At 59.6% G+C, this 19,339-nt stretch carries 16 protein-coding genes; 7 read left to right on the top strand and 9 right to left on the bottom strand.

The genetic code is table 11. From position 1 onward, the window contains the following. The first annotated feature begins 40 nt into the window (after positions 1 to 40). Together AC2ISB_RS05475 and AC2ISB_RS05470 are read left to right on the top strand one after the other, a co-directional pair. A complete protein-coding gene (locus tag AC2ISB_RS05475) occupies positions 41 to 2,986 on the top strand; it encodes a Hint domain-containing protein (protein ID WP_486576464.1) in 2,946 nt (981 codons plus the stop codon). Between the two features lie 126 nt (positions 2,987 to 3,112). After that, on the top strand, positions 3,113 to 3,964 hold the full coding sequence (locus AC2ISB_RS05470) for a bestrophin family protein (protein ID WP_406720760.1): 852 nt from the start codon (positions 3,113 to 3,115) through the stop codon (positions 3,962 to 3,964). Positions 3,965 to 4,178: 214 nt separating this feature from the next. Here AC2ISB_RS05470 and ssb read toward each other — a convergent pair whose 3' ends face one another. Further along, positions 4,179 to 4,697 carry a single-stranded DNA-binding protein gene (ssb, locus tag AC2ISB_RS05465; protein WP_486576462.1) on the bottom strand — a complete coding sequence of 173 codons (519 nt, stop codon included), beginning with the start codon at positions 4,695 to 4,697 and terminating at the stop codon, positions 4,179 to 4,181. Between the two features lie 230 nt (positions 4,698 to 4,927). On the opposite strand from ssb, the gene AC2ISB_RS05460 reads away from it, so the two are divergent. Continuing rightward, positions 4,928 to 5,539 carry a lytic transglycosylase domain-containing protein gene (locus tag AC2ISB_RS05460; protein ID WP_406721659.1) on the top strand — a complete coding sequence of 204 codons (612 nt, stop codon included), beginning with the start codon at positions 4,928 to 4,930 and terminating at the stop codon, positions 5,537 to 5,539. Positions 5,540 to 5,612: 73 nt separating this feature from the next. Here AC2ISB_RS05460 and AC2ISB_RS05455 read toward each other — a convergent pair whose 3' ends face one another. Together AC2ISB_RS05455 and hemB are read right to left on the bottom strand one after the other, a co-directional pair. Beyond that, positions 5,613 to 6,164 carry a lipid-binding SYLF domain-containing protein gene (locus tag AC2ISB_RS05455; RefSeq protein WP_339107300.1) on the bottom strand — a complete coding sequence of 184 codons (552 nt, stop codon included), beginning with the start codon at positions 6,162 to 6,164 and terminating at the stop codon, positions 5,613 to 5,615. Between the two features lie 139 nt (positions 6,165 to 6,303). Further along, positions 6,304 to 7,311, bottom strand: a complete 1,008-nt coding sequence (hemB, locus tag AC2ISB_RS05450; protein WP_339107299.1) for a porphobilinogen synthase — start codon at positions 7,309 to 7,311, stop codon at positions 6,304 to 6,306. Between the two features lie 142 nt (positions 7,312 to 7,453). On the opposite strand from hemB, the gene AC2ISB_RS05445 reads away from it, so the two are divergent. After that, positions 7,454 to 7,984 (top strand): component of SufBCD complex, encoded by a 531-nt coding sequence (locus tag AC2ISB_RS05445; protein WP_406720757.1) that lies wholly within the window; start codon positions 7,454 to 7,456, stop codon positions 7,982 to 7,984. A 63-nt stretch (positions 7,985 to 8,047) separates the two neighbouring features. Then, the gene (gene mfd / locus AC2ISB_RS05440) at positions 8,048 to 11,500 is read left to right on the top strand and encodes a transcription-repair coupling factor (protein WP_486576459.1); all 3,453 of its coding nucleotides are present in this window, start codon (positions 8,048 to 8,050) and stop codon (positions 11,498 to 11,500) included. A 30-nt stretch (positions 11,501 to 11,530) separates the two neighbouring features. Here mfd and AC2ISB_RS05435 read toward each other — a convergent pair whose 3' ends face one another. The 5 genes from AC2ISB_RS05435 to AC2ISB_RS05415 form a co-directional block, all read right to left on the bottom strand. Then, positions 11,531 to 12,754, bottom strand: coding sequence for a multidrug effflux MFS transporter (locus AC2ISB_RS05435; protein WP_339107296.1), 1,224 nt, complete (start codon positions 12,752 to 12,754; stop codon positions 11,531 to 11,533). Positions 12,755 to 12,873: 119 nt separating this feature from the next. Continuing rightward, positions 12,874 to 13,521, bottom strand: a complete 648-nt coding sequence (locus AC2ISB_RS05430) for a DsbA family oxidoreductase (protein ID WP_406736563.1) — start codon at positions 13,519 to 13,521, stop codon at positions 12,874 to 12,876. Between the two features lie 75 nt (positions 13,522 to 13,596). Continuing rightward, on the bottom strand, positions 13,597 to 13,932 hold the full coding sequence (locus AC2ISB_RS05425; protein WP_486576456.1) for a CsbD family protein: 336 nt from the start codon (positions 13,930 to 13,932) through the stop codon (positions 13,597 to 13,599). A gap of 247 nt (positions 13,933 to 14,179) precedes the next feature. Next, positions 14,180 to 14,299 (bottom strand): entericidin, encoded by a 120-nt coding sequence (locus AC2ISB_RS05420; protein WP_339107293.1) that lies wholly within the window; start codon positions 14,297 to 14,299, stop codon positions 14,180 to 14,182. Beyond that, entirely contained in the window at positions 14,296 to 16,137 is a 1,842-nt protein-coding gene (locus AC2ISB_RS05415; protein ID WP_486576453.1) for an extracellular solute-binding protein, read from the bottom strand. The genes AC2ISB_RS05420 and AC2ISB_RS05415 overlap by 4 nt, the downstream gene beginning before the upstream one ends. Positions 16,138 to 16,606: 469 nt before the next feature. Between AC2ISB_RS05415 and AC2ISB_RS05410 the strand changes: the two genes are divergently transcribed. Then, positions 16,607 to 17,380 carry a 3-hydroxybutyrate dehydrogenase gene (locus AC2ISB_RS05410; protein ID WP_339107291.1) on the top strand — a complete coding sequence of 258 codons (774 nt, stop codon included), beginning with the start codon at positions 16,607 to 16,609 and terminating at the stop codon, positions 17,378 to 17,380. 141 nt (positions 17,381 to 17,521) lie between these two features. Continuing rightward, positions 17,522 to 18,571 carry a patatin-like phospholipase family protein gene (locus AC2ISB_RS05405; RefSeq protein WP_486576451.1) on the top strand — a complete coding sequence of 350 codons (1,050 nt, stop codon included), beginning with the start codon at positions 17,522 to 17,524 and terminating at the stop codon, positions 18,569 to 18,571. 18 nt (positions 18,572 to 18,589) lie between these two features. Here the strand turns inward: AC2ISB_RS05405 and AC2ISB_RS05400 are convergent, their stop codons facing one another. Further along, complete coding sequence (locus AC2ISB_RS05400) at positions 18,590 to 19,267, bottom strand: DUF502 domain-containing protein (protein WP_339107289.1); 678 nt, start codon at positions 19,265 to 19,267, stop codon at positions 18,590 to 18,592. Between the last annotated feature and the right edge of the window lie 72 nt (positions 19,268 to 19,339).

Raw genomic sequence — 19,339 nt, 5'->3', positions numbered from 1 at the left:
GCCTCATCTCTCTGGCCACGTGTTTCATCTGTGAGTTTGTATGTCGACCACCTATACCTTTGTTGGTTACAGCACCAGCGACTTCCAGCTTGTCAGCGGGGGGTACCGGCTCCGGCCGGACTGGGAGGCGTCAACCAACGGGCTGACCTATACCTTCACCGATGATGACAGCCAGCTATCGGGCGATACGGCCACCGATAACGTCAGCAATGACAACTTCCAGCATCTGGAGATCCGCGATTCCAGCGGCACGTTGATTACCTCGGGCACCGCCTATATCGAGGATGCGTTCAACTATACCGATCCTAGCGGCAATCCGCAGGTCTTCTATACCGTCAAGATCGGCAACACGATCGTCGGCTATCTCGCCAGTTCCGAGATCCAGCCGGGCGTCGTTATGTCGCCCTCGTCAACCACCAACACCTCGGGCGTCAACTATTCGGCGATCCATTCGGCAAGCTACAGCTCTACCGGCAATAACACGATCATCGGCGCGTCCAATGGCGACTCGCTCGCGGGTGGCACCGGAGATGATTCCATCACCTCCAATGCTGGTGCCGATACGATTGACGGCGGCGCGGGCAATGACACCATCTATTACGGCCAAGGCGGGGCCAGCTCGCTTGATGGCGACAGTGTCAGAGGCGGCGATGGCGACGATATCATCGACGACATCAGCGGAACCAATAACTGGGCCTATAACGATACGATCGATGGCGGTGCGGGCAACGACACCATCTGGGCCAATGCCGGTGCGGATTCGGTCCTCGGGGGGACCGGCAATGATGTGATCTACGGCGAAGGAGACAATGACACCCTCTACGGCGGCGATGGCAATGACTTCATCAGCGGCGGAACGGGCAATGATCTGCTTTATGGCGATGCGGGCAATGATACGCTGCTCGGGGATGAAGGCAACGACACCATCTACGGCGGCGACGGCGCGGATGCGATCACGGGTGGCAGCGGCAATGATTCCCTTGATGGCGGGGCCGATGCCGATGTCTTCTTCTTCAGCGATGGCTGGGGCATCGACACGGTGCTGGGCGGCGGCACGACCACCACCGGTTCGGATAATGACATCCTCAATTTCTACAGTCTGGGGCATGGGGTCACCATCACCTCCAGCGATTTCGAGGATGGCTCCGCCACCGATGGCACCAGCAGCCTGACCTATGACAATATCGAAGGCTATGTCGGCTCGAATTATGCGGATTCGCTGGACGGTGCCCTCGATGGGTCGGGCTTTTACGCCAATATGGAGGCGGGGGACGATACCGTTCAGGCGGGTGCGGGGGACGACACGCTCTTTGGTGGCGATGGCAATGACAGCATCGATGCCGGTGCGGGCAATGACTATGTGGATGGCGGGGCCGGAAATGACACCCTGCGCGGCGGCGCGGGCAATGACACGCTTTGGGGCGGCACCGGCCAGAACCAGCTTTATGGCGATGCCGGAGACGACCTGTTCGATCTGCGCGCAACCGACGGGGCGAGCAGCATCTATGGCGGGGCGGATTTCGATACGGTCTCGCTCTCGGGCGGGGCCGCAGAGGTCAGCTGGACCTCCGACCCCAATGGTGTCGGCACCATCAGCTATGATGGCGGCAGCACTCTGACCTATTTCTGGGATGTCGAGAAAATCGACGGTACCAGCTATGATGACCAGTTCGATGCCGGTCTGGCCGGCAGTGGCGTCAATATCGATGCGGGCGCAGGGGCCGACAAGATCGATGGCAGCGCCTATGCGGACACAATCAATACAGGCACGGGGGATGATACCGTCTATGCCGGTGCTGGCGATGACATCATCTATACCGATCACGGCAATGATGTCGTTTATGGCGAGGCGGGCGATGATTACCTTCATGGCGGTGCCGGCAATACGACGCTTGACGGGGGCGATGGCAACGACACGCTGATCGCCGGAACCGGTGCCAATTCCCTGTCGGGCGGCGCGGGCAACGATTCCCTCGTCGGCTCGACCACCACCGGACAGGACACGCTGGATGGCGGTGAGGGCAATGACACAATCCTTGCCGGTCAGGGGGCCAATCTTATTTATGGTGGCACCGGCGACGACCTGATCACGACAGGCGACGGTGCGGATACGCTGGGTCTGGCCGATGATTTCGGCTCTGACATCGTCACCGATTTCGACATGACCGATAGCGGCGACGGGCATACGGTCGACCAGCTCGACGTGTCCGCACTCACCGATACCAATGGCGATCCGGTGAATGCATGGGATGTGGTGATCAGCTCGGACGGAGCAGGCGGCTCGGTTCTGTCCTTCCCAAATGGCGAGACGCTCACATTGCAGAATGTGGACCCGAGCCTGCTATCCACCGCGCCGCAGCTCTATTCCATCGGTATTCCCTGTATCGCGGCGGGGATGCAGATTGCCACCCCCGAAGGGCCGCGTGCCATCGAGACCCTGCGCGCGGGCGATTTCGTGCAGACGCAGGACAAAGCCGCGCGCGTGCTCTGGGTCGGGCGTCGCGATCTCGGGGAGCAAGACCTGAAGACCCCCCGTCTGCTGCCGATAGAGATTCGGGCCGGATCACTGGGGGCGCATGAAAGGATCGTGCTGTCGGGCCAGCATTGCGTTTGGCTCAGGACCGAGACCGGTCCGCGTCTTATCCGTGCCAGACATCTGGCCGATTGCGGCTGGCAGGGGGCAAGGATCATGCGCGGCAAACGCCAGATCAGCTATATCCACCTGCTGCTCGAAACGCATTCCGCCGTTCGGATCAACGGTCTCTGGGTCGAAAGCTTCTGGCCCGGCCCTGTGGGGTTTCAGGCGCTGTCGCGGCAGGACCAGATCTCGTTGCTGCGCACCTGTCCGCAGCTTGCGCCCGCGCTACTGGGCAACTGGCCCGTGCAAAGCCTCTACGGGCCGCAGATCGCCCCTGTGCTCGCACGCAAAATGGTGACCCCCGAACATCTCCGGCGATGGCGGGCGATGGCCCAGCCTGTCACCTGAGACAATTTGCCCTTACGTTGCCTGCATCATGGCGCTTGTGGGGAGATCTTCATCTGCGTAGGCGAAGCATGCTAGCGTTCATCGCCAGCGGTGAGAGTCGCTTTCTTCAGCCAAAAGGGGATCATCGTGATCATCCGCAAACGCCCCACAATTCTGGGGCTGTTCTTTATCCTGCAAGGCTCGGTCGTCCAGATCATCTGGCCCCAGATTCTGGTGGTATTCGGCATCGGGATTGCCGTCGTTCTGGGGCATGATCATTTCCCCGATTATATCAAGGGCCTTGATCCCTCGCCCTTCGCACTGATCGGGATTGCGCTGTCGATCTTTCTCAGCTTCCGTAACGGCGCCTGTTATGATCGCTGGTGGGAGGCACGCAAACATTGGGGCGTGCTGATCCAGTCCTCACGCGATGTGATCCGCCAGACCACCATGCTGGAAGACCTGCCCGAACGGAGCGCCCTTCTTCACAGCCTGATCCGCTTTGCGCATCTGGTAGAGACGCAGTTGCGCGGACGCAGCCAGAACTGGCAGAGCGACGAGGCTCTGGCGCAGGCCGCGCGGATCGTGGGGCAGGCCGAACGCGAGGGCAAGCTGACCCATGTCGAGGCGCTTGTACTGCATGAAAGCCTGACCCGCCTGTCGCAATCGCTTCTTGCCTGCGAACGGCTGGCCAATACGCCGGTGCCCTTTGCCTATTCGCTTTTGCTCCACCGCACCGCCTATATCTATTGTGTCATCCTGCCTTTCGGCTTTGTCGACACGCTCGGGGCGGTGGCCCCCTTGGTGGCGGGGCTTGTGGCCTATGCGTTCTTCGGACTTGATGCGCTGGCCGAAGAGCTGGAACAGCCTTTCTCGGACCGCGTCAACGCATTGCCGCTGACAGCTTTTGCGACCGCCATCGAAATCTCGCTGAAACGCGCCTTGGGCGAGACGGATCTGCCGCAGATGCCCGAAGCCGTCGATTTCATCCTGCGCTGACACCCCTTGCAAGACAACGGGCAACCGCATGGTCCATCCGGTTGCCCCCGGCACAAGCCCGAGCCGCAATTACGTCTCCGCGGTCATAAGACGGCTGCGCCATCCGGACAGCCTTCGCCACTGTCGCATCCCGCACCCGTTCCAAAAACATCCCTTACCACTTAGATGGTAAGGGATGTTTCATCTCAAAACGTGCGATATGGAGGTATGACCGTCAGAACGGAATTTCGTCGTCAAAATCGGGACGGCTGCTGCCGCCACCCTGCGACGGGCCGCCATAGCCGCCCGAGGACGGGCCGTCATCATAGCCGCCCGAAGAGGGGCCGCCATAGCCGCCACCCTGACCTCCACCGTAACCGCCGCCACCTTGGCCGCCGTCATTGCGCCCGTCCAGCAAAGTCAGTTCGCCGCGATAGGGGCGCAGCACGACTTCGGTCGTGTAACGGTCCTGACCGGATTGATCCTGCCATTTACGGGTTTCAAGCTGGCCTTCGATATAGACCTTCGACCCTTTACGCAGATATTGTTCCGCGATTTTCGCAAGAGGCTCGCTGAAAATCGCGACCGAATGCCACTCGGTGCGTTCCTTGCGCTCGCCACTATTACGGTCACGCCAGTTTTCCGAGGTCGCGATCCGCAGGTTGCAGACCTTGCCACCATTCGAAAAACTGCGAACTTCCGGATCACGGCCGAGGTTACCCACGATAATGACCTTATTGACCGATCCTGCCATCAAAAAACCTCCGCTGGCTGGCTGACATGCGACGCATGCCGCGATTCAAGTGATTGCGCCGGGTATACCAGACCGGCACGGCATGCAAAGCACGAATGCGCCTGCATGGCGGGTCACCCCGCCAAATCCGCGCACCCACACGCTTGCCCCGACGGCAGATTCAAAGGGTTTTCAACACGACGTTTTTGGGTATATTCAGCCGCAACCAAAAAAGCTGGGGACAGAGGATGATGCGGATAAAGGCTGCGGGGACGCTCCTTGCTTTGATCACTTGTGCCATCTCGGTGGCCAGCAGCCCTGCGATTGCAGAAGGTCTGCGCCTTTCAGGCGCCTCCAGCTCGAACCGTACCCAGCTTTTCCGCAACCAGACCCAGCTTCTGGATTCCCGTGCTGCCGGACAATATGAACACAGCTCGCGCCTGCGGCCCGATGGCAAGACCATCACGGCGGCGGTCATTCCCAGCTATACCGGAAAATATCGCGGGAAATACATGCCCATTGCGCGTGCTGCGGCCCAGAAACACGGCGTTCCGCCGGATCTGTTCCTGCGTCTGATCCAGCAGGAAAGCGGTTGGAATCCGCAGGCGGTCTCGCATGCAGGCGCGCGCGGACTGGCCCAGTTGATGCCCGCCACGGCGGCCAAACTAAATGTCGATATTTCCAATCCGGAAGAGAATCTTGATGGCGGGGCGCGATATCTGCGCATGATGTATGACCGCTTCGGGAATTGGCGCCATGCGCTTGCCGCCTATAATGCGGGTCCGGAAGCTGTTGCCAAATATAACGGTATTCCGCCGTATCAGGAAACGATGAATTATGTGAAGGTCATTCTGGGCAGCTGAGGCACAGGCCAAAGACCAGACATAAGAAAGCACGCGAAGTTCGCGTGCTTTGTCTTTGTTATGCCGGTATTTATTACGGAATAATGCGGGTGTATTTGCTGCCCGCAAGCGACGCCCCCGCAATCAGACCGGCCTGACCGAAGACCAGCGCAATGACCGGCGCGCGCGAGGTGGTGGTGTCGGTGCCAAGCGAGCCGCCCCGATCGGGCAGCGCATATTTGGCATCCGCGCCAATCTGCCAGCCATCCGCACGGCGGAACCCCGACAAGGCTTCGGGGGTCATGAAGAACAGCGCATGCGCATATTGCTGCGCCCCGATCTGGAACCCGAAAGACGCCGAGGTCACGGCGTAATAATCAACCGTGGCGCCATTGATCCGCAGCGCACCGCGCCCGTAAGAGCCGCCAATGCCGAAGCCCGCCTCGGTCACCAGCGGCATGTAGAGAACACCGACCGCTTTGCCCATCAATTCCTGCGTCCCCGGATAGCGGTTCAGCAAATAATCACGCGTCGCGTCGACCCGCGCATCGATCTGCGGCCCGCCATTGGACCCGATCCCGTTGCCACAGGCTGCAAGACCGCATGCGGCGCCGCCCATAGCCAGAAGGTTACGTCTGGAAATCATCTCACTGCCTCTCGCTCGATTTCACATCGGGCTTGACCGCCCGCCTAGGTGGGGCGCACCCCTTTGTTTGAAAGACTAGCCCGAAAAATCGGGCCTGTCACTTCCTGTAAGGGGCTGTCGGCCTCGGGCCAAGCCTTGATCAGGCCCCGTTGGCCAAAGCCCGCGCGGCGGCGGGGGCGAAATAGGTCAGCACCCCGTCACAACCGGCCCGTTTGAACCCCAGAAGGCTTTCCAGCATCACCTTGTCATGATCCAGCCAGCCATTGCGGATCGCGGCCATCGCCATCGCATATTCCCCCGAGACCTGATAGGCGAAGGTCGGCACGCCAAACTCGTCTTTCACGCGGCGGCAGACATCCAGATAGGGCTGGCCCGGTTTGACCATCACCATATCCGCCCCCTCGGCCAGATCGCGCGCCACCAGACGCAGCGCCTCGTCGGAATTGCCCGGATTCATCTGATAGGTCTTCTTGTCGCCCTTCAGGGCGCCCGACGCACCGACCGCATCACGGAAAGGACTGTAATAGACACTGGCGAATTTGGCCGAGTAGCTCAAAATCGAGACATCGCGCCCGTAGCCCGCATCCTCGATCGCCTTGCGCATTGCCGCGATGCGCCCGTCCATCATATCGGAAGGTCCCAGAATATCGGCACCGGCCTCGGCCTGAGCCAAAGCCATTTTCACAAGCGCCTCAACCGTTTCGTCATTCAGGATCACGCCATCCTTCACCAGACCGTCATGGCCGAGCGAATTATAGGGATCCAGCGCGATATCGGTCATAATCGCGATTTCCGGCACATGTTTCTTGATTTCGCGGATCACCCGATTGGTAATGTTTTCGGGGTTCCACGCCTCTTCGCACAGCTCCGTCTTGACCGCCGGATCGGTATAAGGGAACAGACATAGCGCCGGAATACCAAGCTCTGCCGCTTCTTCCGCCGCACGCACCGCGCCCTCGATCGTCTTGCGGAACACACCGGGCATCGAAGGCACCTCGACATCGGCCCCCGCGACATCGGTGATGAAAATCGGCCAGATGAGGTCTTTCACGCTCAGACGGTTTTCTTGCACCAGATCGCGCAAAGCCGCCGTCCGGCGCAAACGCCGCATACGGTTATGAGGAAAAGCAGGAAAAAGCGGTGTCATTCTATGTCTCCGTTATTACAAACGGGGTGCCACGCAGCGGCCAGAAACTCAAGCCTTTTGACCGCGGGGATGCTTCCCTCTAGCCTTTGAATCGGCTAGAAAAAGAACACATCCACGCGATCAAGCCAAAAGAAGATAAAGAGTGGACTTCACCAACACCATATTCGCCCTGATCGACATGCACTCCTTTTCCAGCCTCTGGTACTGGATCATGCTGGCGGTCTGCTGGTCTTTTGCCGCCCATTTCGCGATGGGCATCCCCTATGATCTGGTCACCCAGTACCGGCGCAATGCCGAGACGGCGGACGATCTGGTTCTGGCCGCTGGGCTGAGCGCGCGCCGCCTGATCCGTTTCAGTCAGGCCAAGGCGGCGCTGACGGCGGGGTGGTTTTTCCTGACAAGCTTCCTTCTGGTCACCGGGTTTGGCTATGGCGCCGAACTGGCACAGGCCGCCTTTCTTTTGGGCGTGCCTCTCAGTTTTGTAACAATCATGACCCTTTACAACGCAAAGCTCTTGTTGAGCCTGAGCGAGAACGGGCAGGCCGAGGCGATTGCCAACTTTGTACATGGTGCGAGATTTCGGGTGCAACTTCTTGGAATGTCCGTGATCTTTGTCACTGCACTCTGGGGGATGCTGAGCAATCTGCTGTCACAGACCATTCGACTTTGGTAGGCGCGGCACCTATCTAACCCTGCGGACCGCGCCCGAGACGCGCATAGACAAAGGCCCCAAGCGATGACGCATTTCGTTCTTTCCGGCGCACCCGAAGGGTATGACGCGAAACTTCTGGTCCGCGAGCTGGAGCGTGGTCAAAGCGTGATCCATATCGCCCGCGACGACAGGCGGCTTGAGGCGATGCGTCTGGCGCTGGGATTTTTTGCCCCTCAGGTGACGGTGCTCAGTTTTCCGGCATGGGACTGCCTGCCATATGACCGCGTCTCGCCAAATCCCGAAATCTCGGCAGCCCGCATGGCGACCCTGGCAGCCCTTCAATCGGGGGTGCCCGGACCCTTTGTCCTGCTGACGACGCTTTCGGCGGCAATGCAAAAAATACCTGCGCGTCAGGTACTTGCAGACAATTCGTTTGTGGCCAAGGTTGGTGGGCACCTTAAGGATGAGGCGCTGCGCGGTTTCCTGACACGCATGGGATTTTCGCCTGTGCCCACGGTGTCGGAAGCGGGCGAATTTGCCCTGCGTGGCGGTATCATAGACATCTATCCCCCCGGAGAAAGCGGTCCCGTGCGTCTCGATCTGTGGGGCGATGTGCTTGACGGGGTGCGCCGGTTTGATCCGGCAACCCAGCGCACGACGGAAAAGCTCACTCGGATCGAACTGGCACCTGTCTCCGAGGTCATCCTCGACGAAGCCTCGATCGCCCGTTTCCGACAGAATTATCGCGTGGAATTCGGTGCGGGTGGTGCCGAAGATCCACTCTACGAGGCCGTCTCCGCCGGTCGCAAACATGCGGGCATGGAACATTGGCTGGGGTTTTTCCATGACCGGATGGAAACGATTTTTGACTATATTCCAGAGGCCTCCATCTTGCTGGACGATCAAATTCCGGTCTTGCGCGAGGCGCGTTGGGAACAGATTTCCGACCAGTATGACACCCGTCGCGAGGCGATGACACGGCGCGACAGGGTGGATAGCGTCTACAAACCCGCCGCACCGCAACTTCTCTATCTTGATGAAGCGGCGTGGGACAGCATCCTGAAGCCGCGCCGTGTGCTTGCCCTGCAAGTGCTCTCTGCACCGCCGGGACCAGGGATTCTGGATGCCGAGGCGCGGATCGGGCGCAGTTTTGCCCCCGAACGACAGATGGAAGACGTCAGTCTTTTCGGTGCGTTACGTGACCATGTTCAGACACGGCTCAAACAGGGGCCCGTAGTGATCGCCTCCTGGTCGGACGGCGCGCGCGAGCGGCTCAAGGGGCTGATGGAAGATGAAGGGCTACATATCGCGCGGCTGATTTCGGATGCGCGCCAGATCGGGCCGGGGGTCAACCTGACGGTCTGGACGCTTGATCAGGGGTTCGAAGCACCGCCCAAGGGGGATGATCCGGCGCTGACCGTGATTTCGGAACAGGACGTGCTGGGAGACCGGCTCATCCGCAAACCGAAAAAGAAACGTAAAGCGGATAACTTCCTGACCGAAGCTCAGTCGTTGTCTCAAGGTGATCTGGTCGTGCATGTCGATCATGGGGTCGGGCGCTATAAGGGGCTGGAAACCGTTTCGGCGCTTGGGGCGCCGCTGGATTGCATCTTGCTGGAATATGCGGGCGGCGACAGGCTGTTTCTGCCGGTCGTCAATATCGAATTGCTCAGCCGTTTCGGGCATGAAGACGGACTTCTTGACAAACTGGGCGGTGGGGCATGGCAGGCCAAGAAAGCCCGCCTGAAAGAGCGTATCCGCGAGATCGCCGACAAGCTGATGCGCATTGCCGCCGAGCGTTACCTGCGCAAGGCCTCGGTTCTGGAGGTTCCGCATCACGAATGGGAGGCCTTCGCCGCGCGTTTCCCCTATAGCGAGACCGATGACCAGCTTGCGGCGATCGAGGATGTGGTGGAGGATCTGAGATCGGGCACACCGATGGACAGGCTGGTGGTCGGCGATGTCGGTTTTGGCAAGACCGAGGTTGCCATGCGCGCAGCCTTTGTCGCCGCCAGTGCTGGGGTACAGGTTGCGGTAATCGCACCCACCACGCTGCTCGCGCGCCAGCATTACAAAACCTTTGCCGAACGTTTCCGGAATACCGCGATCAATGTCCGCCCCTTGTCGCGCTTCGTGACCGCAAAAGAGGCCGCGGCAACCCGCGCGGGCTTGGCAGATGGCAGCGTCGATATCGTGATCGGCACCCATGCGGTGCTGGCCAAAGCGGTTCGGTTTATGAACCTTGGCCTGCTCGTCATTGATGAAGAACAACATTTTGGCGTCCAGCATAAAGAGCGTCTGAAAGAGATGCGCTCGGATATCCATGTGCTGACACTCACCGCGACCCCCATTCCACGGACGCTGCAACTTTCCCTGACCGGAGTCAGGGATCTATCCGTGATCGGCACACCGCCTGTCGACCGTCTGGCCATTCGCACCTATGTCTCGGAATTCGACACGGTGACCATCCGCGAGGCGCTTTTGCGCGAACGTTTCCGTGGCGGGCAAAGCTTTTACGTCGTGCCACGCATCACCGATCTGGCTGAAATCGAGGAGTTCCTGCGCAATGAGGTGCCCGAAGTCACCTTTATCACCGCGCATGGGCAGATGGCGGCGGGCGAGTTGGATGAGCGGATGAACGCGTTTTATGATGGCAAATATGACGTGCTTCTGGCCACGACCATCGTGGAATCGGGGCTGGATATTCCGACCGCCAATACGATGGTGATCCACCGCGCCGATATGTTCGGCCTCAGCCAGCTCTACCAGATCCGCGGGCGGGTCGGGCGCTCGAAGATGCGGGCCTACTGCTATCTGACAACCAAGCCGCGGATGCCGCTGACCCCGCAGGCCACAAAGCGGCTGCGGCTTCTCGGATCGCTGGACAGCCTTGGGGCAGGGTTTAATTTAGCTAGCCAAGACTTGGACTTGCGCGGCGCAGGTAACATTTTGGGTGAAGAGCAATCGGGGCATATCAAGGAAGTCGGCTACGAGCTATACCAGTCCATGCTGGAAGAAACGATTTCGAAGCTGAAATCGGGCGAGCTGGGGGAAGATGTAGCCGATGGCGAATGGTCGCCCACGATCAATCTGGGTGTGCCTGTCACCATTCCGGAAAACTATATCCCCGATCTGGATGTGCGGTTGGGGCTGTATCGCCGTCTGAGCCAGATCACCACCAAGGTCGAAATGGAGGGCTTTGCCGCCGAGCTGATTGACCGTTTTGGCCCGCTGCCGAAGGAAGTCAACACGCTGCTACTGGTGATCCGCATCAAGGGCATGTGCAAGCGGGCCCATATCGGCAAGCTGGATGCGGGGCCGAAAGGGGTCACACTCCAGTTCCACAATGATAAATTCCCCAATCCCGCGGGGTTGGTGGATTATCTTACCACAGAACGTGATCTGGCGAAGCTGCGCGACAACAAGCTGATCATCCGTCGCGACTGGTCCAATGACGCCGAGAAGATCAAGGGCAGCTTCGCGATTGCCCGTGATCTGGCCGCAAAAGTGCGCGAGGCCGAAAAGGGAGCGAAATAAAAAAGGCCGGGATTTCCCGGCCTTTACGCTTCATCCTTCACCCTGCGTGCGTGTCATCAGCAGCATGGCCAGCCCCGAGCAGACAAAGGTCGCGATCACCAGCGGCAGGACGGTGCCGTTGAAGGCCAGCCCGATAGGCGCCGCAATCATCACCGATCCCACGGTCGACAGCGCGGTGATCACCGAGGCCGCCATTCCCGCCAGATGCCCCACATTCTGCATCGCCAGAGCGTTGAGATTGCCAAAGGTGACCCCCGCCATTGCAAAGACCGAGGTGAAGTAAAGGAAGAACACCGCAAAGCCCCAGCCGCTTTGCGGCATACCCGCAATCTGCAAAGCCAGCATGACCAGCGAAATCACCACCTGCGTGCGATACGCCACCGACACGATCCGGCGCATCCCCAGCCGCACGACAAGGCGCGAATTGAGGAAAGAGAAACTGCCCGCCATCAACGCCCCAAGCGCGAACCACCGCGGGAAATGATCGGTGACGCCATAGGCTTTATAAAGCTGTTCCGCCGAACTGACGGCTGCGAACATCTGAGAAAAGCCAAGGGTCATGATGACAATGTAAAGGCAGACCTGCCGGTCGCGCAGCACTTCGCTGGCACCGGCCACAAGCGCGCCCAGCCGCAGGGGACGACGGCGCTCGGGCGGGAGGGTTTCGGGCTGACGCAGGAACAGCCATGTCACGCCGATCGTCCCGAACAGACAGAAGACATAGAAGATGCCACGCCAGTCGGAAAAGGCGATGATGGCCGCCCCGATCGAAGGCGCGAGCGCCGGCACGATAATGAAGATCATCATGATGATCGAAGTCACCTGCGCCATTTCCCGCCCGCGATAGAGATCACGCACCAGTGCCATCGGCACCAGACGCGGGCTGGAGGCCCCGAACCCCTGAATGAAACGGGCGACAAGCAGCGCCTCGAGCGAATTGGCAGAGATCGCGATAATGGCACCGGTCATATAGATGACGATCCCAAGCGCGATTGTGACACGGCGCCCAATCGCATCGGAAATCGGGCCGACAAAAAAGGTTCCGGCCCCCATCCCGAAGACGAAGGAGGTCAGGATCAGCTGGGCCTTGTTCACATCCTCGGGGGTGAGGGCTGCGGCGATATCGCTCAAGGCCGGAAGCATGGCGTCAATCGAAAACGCGACTGTGGCGATCAGAGACGCCAGCATGACGGTGAACTCGCGCAGCGACAACGTCCTAGCCGTCTGCTCGAGGCTATGGTCCATATGGGTCATGTATATCTCGAAGAAGGAATGTTTGAGCCTGACTATAATAAGCAGCCTTAGCGCGTCCACCTTTTAGGACGCGCAAAAAAGCACAACCGGCAATATCAGATGTGCAGCGCCTGAAAGCCTCAGTTCAGAATGGCATCCGAAGGCGCGCCAGACAGCTCGTCGATCACTTTCAGCCACAGCTCTTTCGGCTGGGCGCCGGTGATGGCATGGGTGTTGGCCACGATGAAGGTCGGCACAGCGGTGATGCCGCGCTCGCGGGCATGGGCATCACGGCTGGCAATCGTGTCGCAATCGGCATCGCTGGCCAGAAGGCGGCCAATCATCGTGCCATCAAGCCCCGCCGCCTGCGCAATGCGCACCAGTTCGCGCGGATCGCCGATATCGCGCCCCTCATACCAATGCGCCGCCATCACGCCCTCCATCACAGCGGTCGCTTTCTCTTCCAGACCGGCCCAATAGACAAGACGCAGCGCATCCAGCGTGTTTGGCTGGCGCAGCACTTTCAGCGGGTCAAGCGGCAGGGCGTCGGAGGCGGCGATCTCCAGAAGCTGCTGGTGCATCTTCACCGCTCCGTCCTGCCCGAATTTGGCCTGCAGGTAATCCGCGCGCGCCATGCCCTCGCGGGGCATGGAGGGGTTGAGCTGGAAGGGGTGCCATGCCAGTTGGAAAGGATGGCCGGGCCGCTCTGCGAGCGCGCGGCGCAACCGTTCATAGCCGATCAGGCAGAAGGGGCAGACCGGGTCGGCAAAGATATCAAGCGCGATCATGGGCTTTCTCCAGAGGGGGCAAGACGTTCAGAACGTCTGTGTTTCAGGCCCGACCTCTGGCGTCAAGACGCAAGCTCACGCGGCACCATCTTCCTCCTCGTCATCGCCGAAGTTTTCATCCTCGTCATATTCGTCTTCGCCATCGCCGACATATTTTGCGGAATTGCGGATCGAGTGGTCATCATGGGTCGGGTCCATCACCACATCCGAGGGCAGCTCGCCCGCCAGCCATTCGCGCAACTCTTCAGCAACATCTTCGGCCTCATCGCCGGTGGCGTCGCACACAGCCTTGATGAAAGCGCGCCGGTCGCCATCGATCTCTGCGAGGTCATCCTCGGTCAAATCGGGCCAGCGATCAGTGATCGCCTCGTAAAACGCGGTCCAGTTCTGCTCGACATGGCTCCATTTCATGGCGTCCTCCTGAGTAGCAGCCCCTCGTGACGGGGCATCGTCATCCTGTGGAGAGAAAGCCCGCCCATCGCCATTTGTTCCCAACTATCTGCCACCCCCGCAGGCAAGGGGGCAAAGCACGGAAAAGACGGGCAGCCTCCGGTCCAAGAACCGGAAAACGCACAAAACAAAAGGGCCGTTGCTTGCACATCGGCCCTTCTTCCAATGCGGCATATAGCAGGGCCCGCAAGGCCCGCCTCAGACGCGTTCAGTTCATCCAGCCCTGCACGGTGCGCGCGCCATCGGACACGTCATCCCCGACGCCTGCAATCGTGTTGCACGCGCTCAGCGACACCATCAGAAGGCCAAGCAAAACGAGCTTTTTCATTTGTCTGCCTCATACCACCAAGTGTCGGGCATGAAGCCCGGCCAGTCACCATAGACCGGCAAGGTTTCGGGATAATGAAGGCTGGATTTATGTGCAAGCCTCGTGCTTTTGGAATACCATGCGGGGATCACATAGCGCCCTTGGGTCAGGATCCTGTCCAAGGCCCGCACTGCGGCCACGTAATCATCGTGATCAGTGGCTGCCAGCATATGGCGGATCATCGCTTCGGCGGCGGGGCTTGCCATGCCCATGTAGTTCCAGCTTCCCGGCTGCGCTACACCTGCAGAGCCCCAATAGAGCATCTGCTCGTTGCCCGGGCTCAGCGAGAGGGCGCGCCAGTACCATGTCATATCGAACTGGTAGTTGCGCGCGCGCTGGACATATTGCGCATCGTCGATCGTGGTCACGCGGGCCTTTACGCCGATCCGTTCAAGCGCCTGCACATAGATATCGACCACCGATTGCGGATCATAGGGGCCGCTGCCATAGCCGCCACCCTGACGCAGCAGGATCTCGAACTGGAACGGCTGGCCCGACGCATTGCGCAGCACCCCGTCACGCGCCACAGTCCAGCCTGCGTCTTCCAGAAGTTTCAACGCCTTGCGCGTGTTCTTTCGATTCATCTCCCGACCATCCGAGACGGGCAGGGGCGTGCCCTCCAGCGTGCCCGGGGCAAGCTGGTCGGCAAAGGGGGCCAGCAGAGCCTTGACCTTGCCGCTGGCAGGGCCGGGCTGCATGCCTAGCTCAGAGTTGGAAAAGAACGATGTAACGCGGGGTTCGGCGCCATTGTTGAGAGTCTTGTTGATGAATTCGAAATTGAAAACCTCGGTCAGCGCCTCGCGAACCCGCCAGTCCTTGAACAAGGGGTTGCGGGTATTCATCACCAGACCGTCAATTCCCGAAGGACGGGCATGCGGGATCTCGTCCTTGACGATCTCGCCGGATTGGGCGGCGGCAAAATTGTAGTTATTCTGCCAGCGCGCATCGCTCATCTCGCGCCATGCATCGACATCCCCAGCTTTAAAAGCTTCGAATATCACATTGCCATCCTTGAAATATTCATGGCGGATCGTGTCGAAATTCCAAAGGCCGTGATTGAAATTCACATCCTTGCCCCACCAGTCGGGATCGCGCTTGAAGCTGATGAACCGCCCGTTGGAAACCTGATCCACCACATAAGGGCCAGAACCGACCGGAACCATGTCGGTGGTGGCCTCGAAATCCTTGCCCGCCCATTGCGCTTTTTCCAGAATAGGGCGCATCCCCATCAGCAAGGCCAGCTCGCGGTCGGGGGCGTTGAAGGTGATACGCACGGAGCGCGGACCGGTCTGGCGGATGTCTTTCACCTTGGCCCAGGCGTTGCGGTAGCGCGGATGCCCGTGTTCGCCAAGCGTCTTGTAGGACCAGATCACATCCTCGACGGTCACCGGCTTGCCGTCGGAAAAATGCGCTTCGGGACGGAGCGTGTATTCGACATAGCTGCGCGCCGCATCGGTATCGACGCTTTCCGCCAGAAGACCGTAAAGGGTGAAGGGTTCGTCGATCGAGCGCGCCATCAGCGACTCGGTCACATATTGACTGATTCCCGTCGCAGGCCGGCCAAGCAGAATCCACGGATTAAGAGAATCAAACGTGCCGACTTCGCCCAGTTTCAGCGCTCCGCCCTTGGGCGCGTCGGGATTTGCATAAGGCAGGTGGTCAAACCCGTCGGGCAGGGCAGGCGCACCGGTCATCGCCAGAGCATGCTGCGGTGCCGCAAAGCCTTTTGAGCCAATCAATAAAGGACTTGCTGCAAGCATGGCACCTATAAGCATGCGTCTAAAGGCGGTTCGTTGCATCGCGATGATCCCGTTTCTGCTCGTGGTATTTGAAGGAAATCTAACGGAGCATTAGGGCTTACGCAATTTTCCCTTTGAAACTACGCGCAGTTCGGCCTATAACAAACTCACTGCTCGATAGGTTTCTTGCCTGTATGAAACCTGCCTCATGACTTAGCGCCCGCCTTGTGCGGGCGTTTTTTTTGGTTCTAACGGCAGTTCTTAGCCAGTTTCCCGCTGCAGTTGCATCCATTAACGTTTTGAACGCGCAGGTTTTTTAGGTCCAAATCAGAAAGGCACCAGCCCGGAAAGATCCGGCGGCACCTCGACGAAGCGGTTTCAGATAATAGGGCGCTTTTGCTTGATGCGATTCGTGAACGCAAGCGAAAAAACCGCACGGCTGCGTGAATAAGCGATTTTTCACGTGATTGGACCTTGCCAGATTCGGCCCTAGGATGATGATCGCAGGCATAATCCAAAGGAGGACCTCATGAGCCTAAACGGAAAAACTGCAGTTATTACCGGATCTAATTCGGGAATCGGATTGGGCGTCGCCCGCGAACTGGCCCGCGCGGGGGCGAATGTTGTTCTGAACTCTTTCACGGACCGTCCCGAAGATCATGAACTGGCGAAGAGCATTGCACAGGAATTCGGCGTCGAGGCGCGCTATATCAAAGGCGACCTTTCCAAAGGGGCCGAGGCGCGTGGTCTGATCGAGCAGGCTGGCACCTGCGATATTCTGGTCAATAATGCCGGTATCCAGCATGTGGCCCCGATCGACGAATTTCCCGTCGATAAATGGGACACCATTATTGCCATCATGCTCAGCTCGGCGTTCCACACCACGGCTGTCGCACTGCCGATGATGCGCAAGGCAGGCTGGGGACGGGTGGTCAATATCGCCTCGGCCCATGGCCTGACCGCCTCGCCCTACAAATCGGCCTATGTCTCCGCCAAACATGGCGTGGTGGGCATGACGAAGGTTGTGGCCCTGGAAACCGCGAAAGAGCCGATCACCGCCAATGCGATCTGCCCGGGCTATGTGCACACGCCTCTGGTCGAGGCGCAGATCCCCGATACGGCCAAGAAATACAACATGACCGAAGAAGAGGCGGTGGAGAAGATCATTCTGGACCGTCAGCCTTCGAAACAGTTTGCCACCGTCGAACAGATCGGCGGCACGGCGGTATTTCTTTGTTCGGACGCAGCGGAACAGATCACAGGCACCACGATTTCGGTCGATGGTGGCTGGACCGCCTTGTAAGATCGCTACCGAAGGGGGCGCAGGCCCCCTTCCGATTTTACCGGCACCGTTCCGACGGGCACGATTGGTCGCCCGATTGCGGCTACACCATGATGGATTTGTAATTCAAAGCGGTTTGAAACGGCTGCGGGAGTATCACGGATGGACACCAAAAGGATCAATCTCGCGCTTCAGGGCGGCGGCGCACATGGGGCCTTCACATGGGGCGTTCTGGACCGCCTCCTTGATGAGGACTGGATCGAGATCGCCGCCATCTCCGGCACCTCTGCGGGCGCGCTGAACGGTGCCGCGCTGAAATCCGGACTGGCGCAGGCAAGCGGCACGAAAGGGCGCGAGGCCGCCCGCGAGGCGCTGAACTGGCTGTGGTCGCAGGTGGCCGAAGGCAATGATTTCCGCACGGATCGCTGGGTCTCGGCACTGTTTCCCTATCCGGACACGGTGACGCGCTGGTTCGACCTGTTCACCCCTGCCTTCTATATCGAAAACTGGCTGAGGCTGCTTTCTCCCTATGATTCCGGCCCGTTCTACATCAACCCGCTCGCTCGGGTGGTTCAGGATCTGGAATTCGAGAATGTCTGCGCCAAGGAAGGACCGGCATTTTTTGTGTCGGCCACCAATGTGCGCAATGGCAAGATCCGTATTTTTTCGGGCGATGAGGTCACGCCCGATGCGCTGCTGGCATCGGCCTGCCTGCCCAACCTGTTTCGCGCGGTCGAAATCGACGATCCCGTGACCGGACGGCGCGAAGCCTATTGGGATGGCGGTTACACCGGCAATCCGGCACTGTTTCCGCTTTTCGAGCCGCAATTCCCGCGCGACATCATGATCGTGAATATCAATCCACTGGCGCGCGAGGGCATCCCGACCACGCCGCAGCAGATCGAGGAGCGGATCACGGAAATCTCGTTCAACACCTCGCTGCTGCGGGAATTGCGCGCGATCAATTTCGCCCGTCGGGTCATCGCCGAGAAGCACCTGCCCGAACGCGCGATGAAAGACGTGCTGATCCATCTGATTGCCGATGACGACACGATGGTGTCGCTCAGCCAAAGTTCCAAGGTCTCTCCCAGCTATGGCACGCTGGGGCGGCTGAAAACGGCCGGTCAGCAGGCGGCAGACCGGTTTCTGGACCAGCATGCCGACAAAATCGGTAAGGAGCCTTCGGTCAATCTGGCGGAGCTTTTCGGCTAACCCTTGCGAAAACGCGGCTCAACGCGGTTTGGGCGCGTCTTTTTCCGTGGGATAGACCAATCCGGCAGAGATGATCAGCTTGGCAGCATCTTCGATCGACATGTCGAGATAGGTGATCTGCGAACGCGGCACAAACATCAGAAATCCCGAGGTCGGGTTCGGTGTGGTCGGCATGAAGACCGAAATCAGCGGATCTTCGGGGGTATCGGCCAGCCGCGCGACCTCGCCCTTGGCGGTGGAGGAAACGAACGCCATCGCCTTGATACCGGGGCGCGGATATTCGATGATACAGGCGCGGTCGAATTTTTCTTCGCCTTGGCTGAAAACCGTTTCCGCAATCTGCTTGATACCGGAATAGACGGAGCGCACGACGGGGGTGCGGTCTACAATCGCCTCCCCCGAACGGATCAGCGCGCGCCCGAAGAACCCTTTGGCCAGCCAGCCGACAACCAGCGTGAAGATCAGGAAGATCAGCACCCCGATCCCGCGCAGATTGACCCCGATATAATGTTCGGGGCGCAGCTCGTGCGGCACCAGCGGCAGCACCCAGCCATCAACCCATCCTGCCACCGTCCAGATCAGCCATGCTGTCAGGCCGATAGGGGCAATGACCACAAGACCGGTCAGGAAAGACGCCCTGATCGCGGCGAAGCGCCGGCGGGGCTTGGGTTTCTGGTCGGTCGGGGGAAGGGTCATACCATGTCCTGCAATCACGAATCCCCCGCCTGCCGGGGGCAACCCGCCCTAGATGGGAGAGCCCTACCGCTT

The organism is Thioclava sp. NS-SX20 (genome assembly GCF_057380695.1).
Note: the sequence above shows the minus strand (reverse complement) of the source record. Positions and strands in the feature narration are given on the sequence as shown.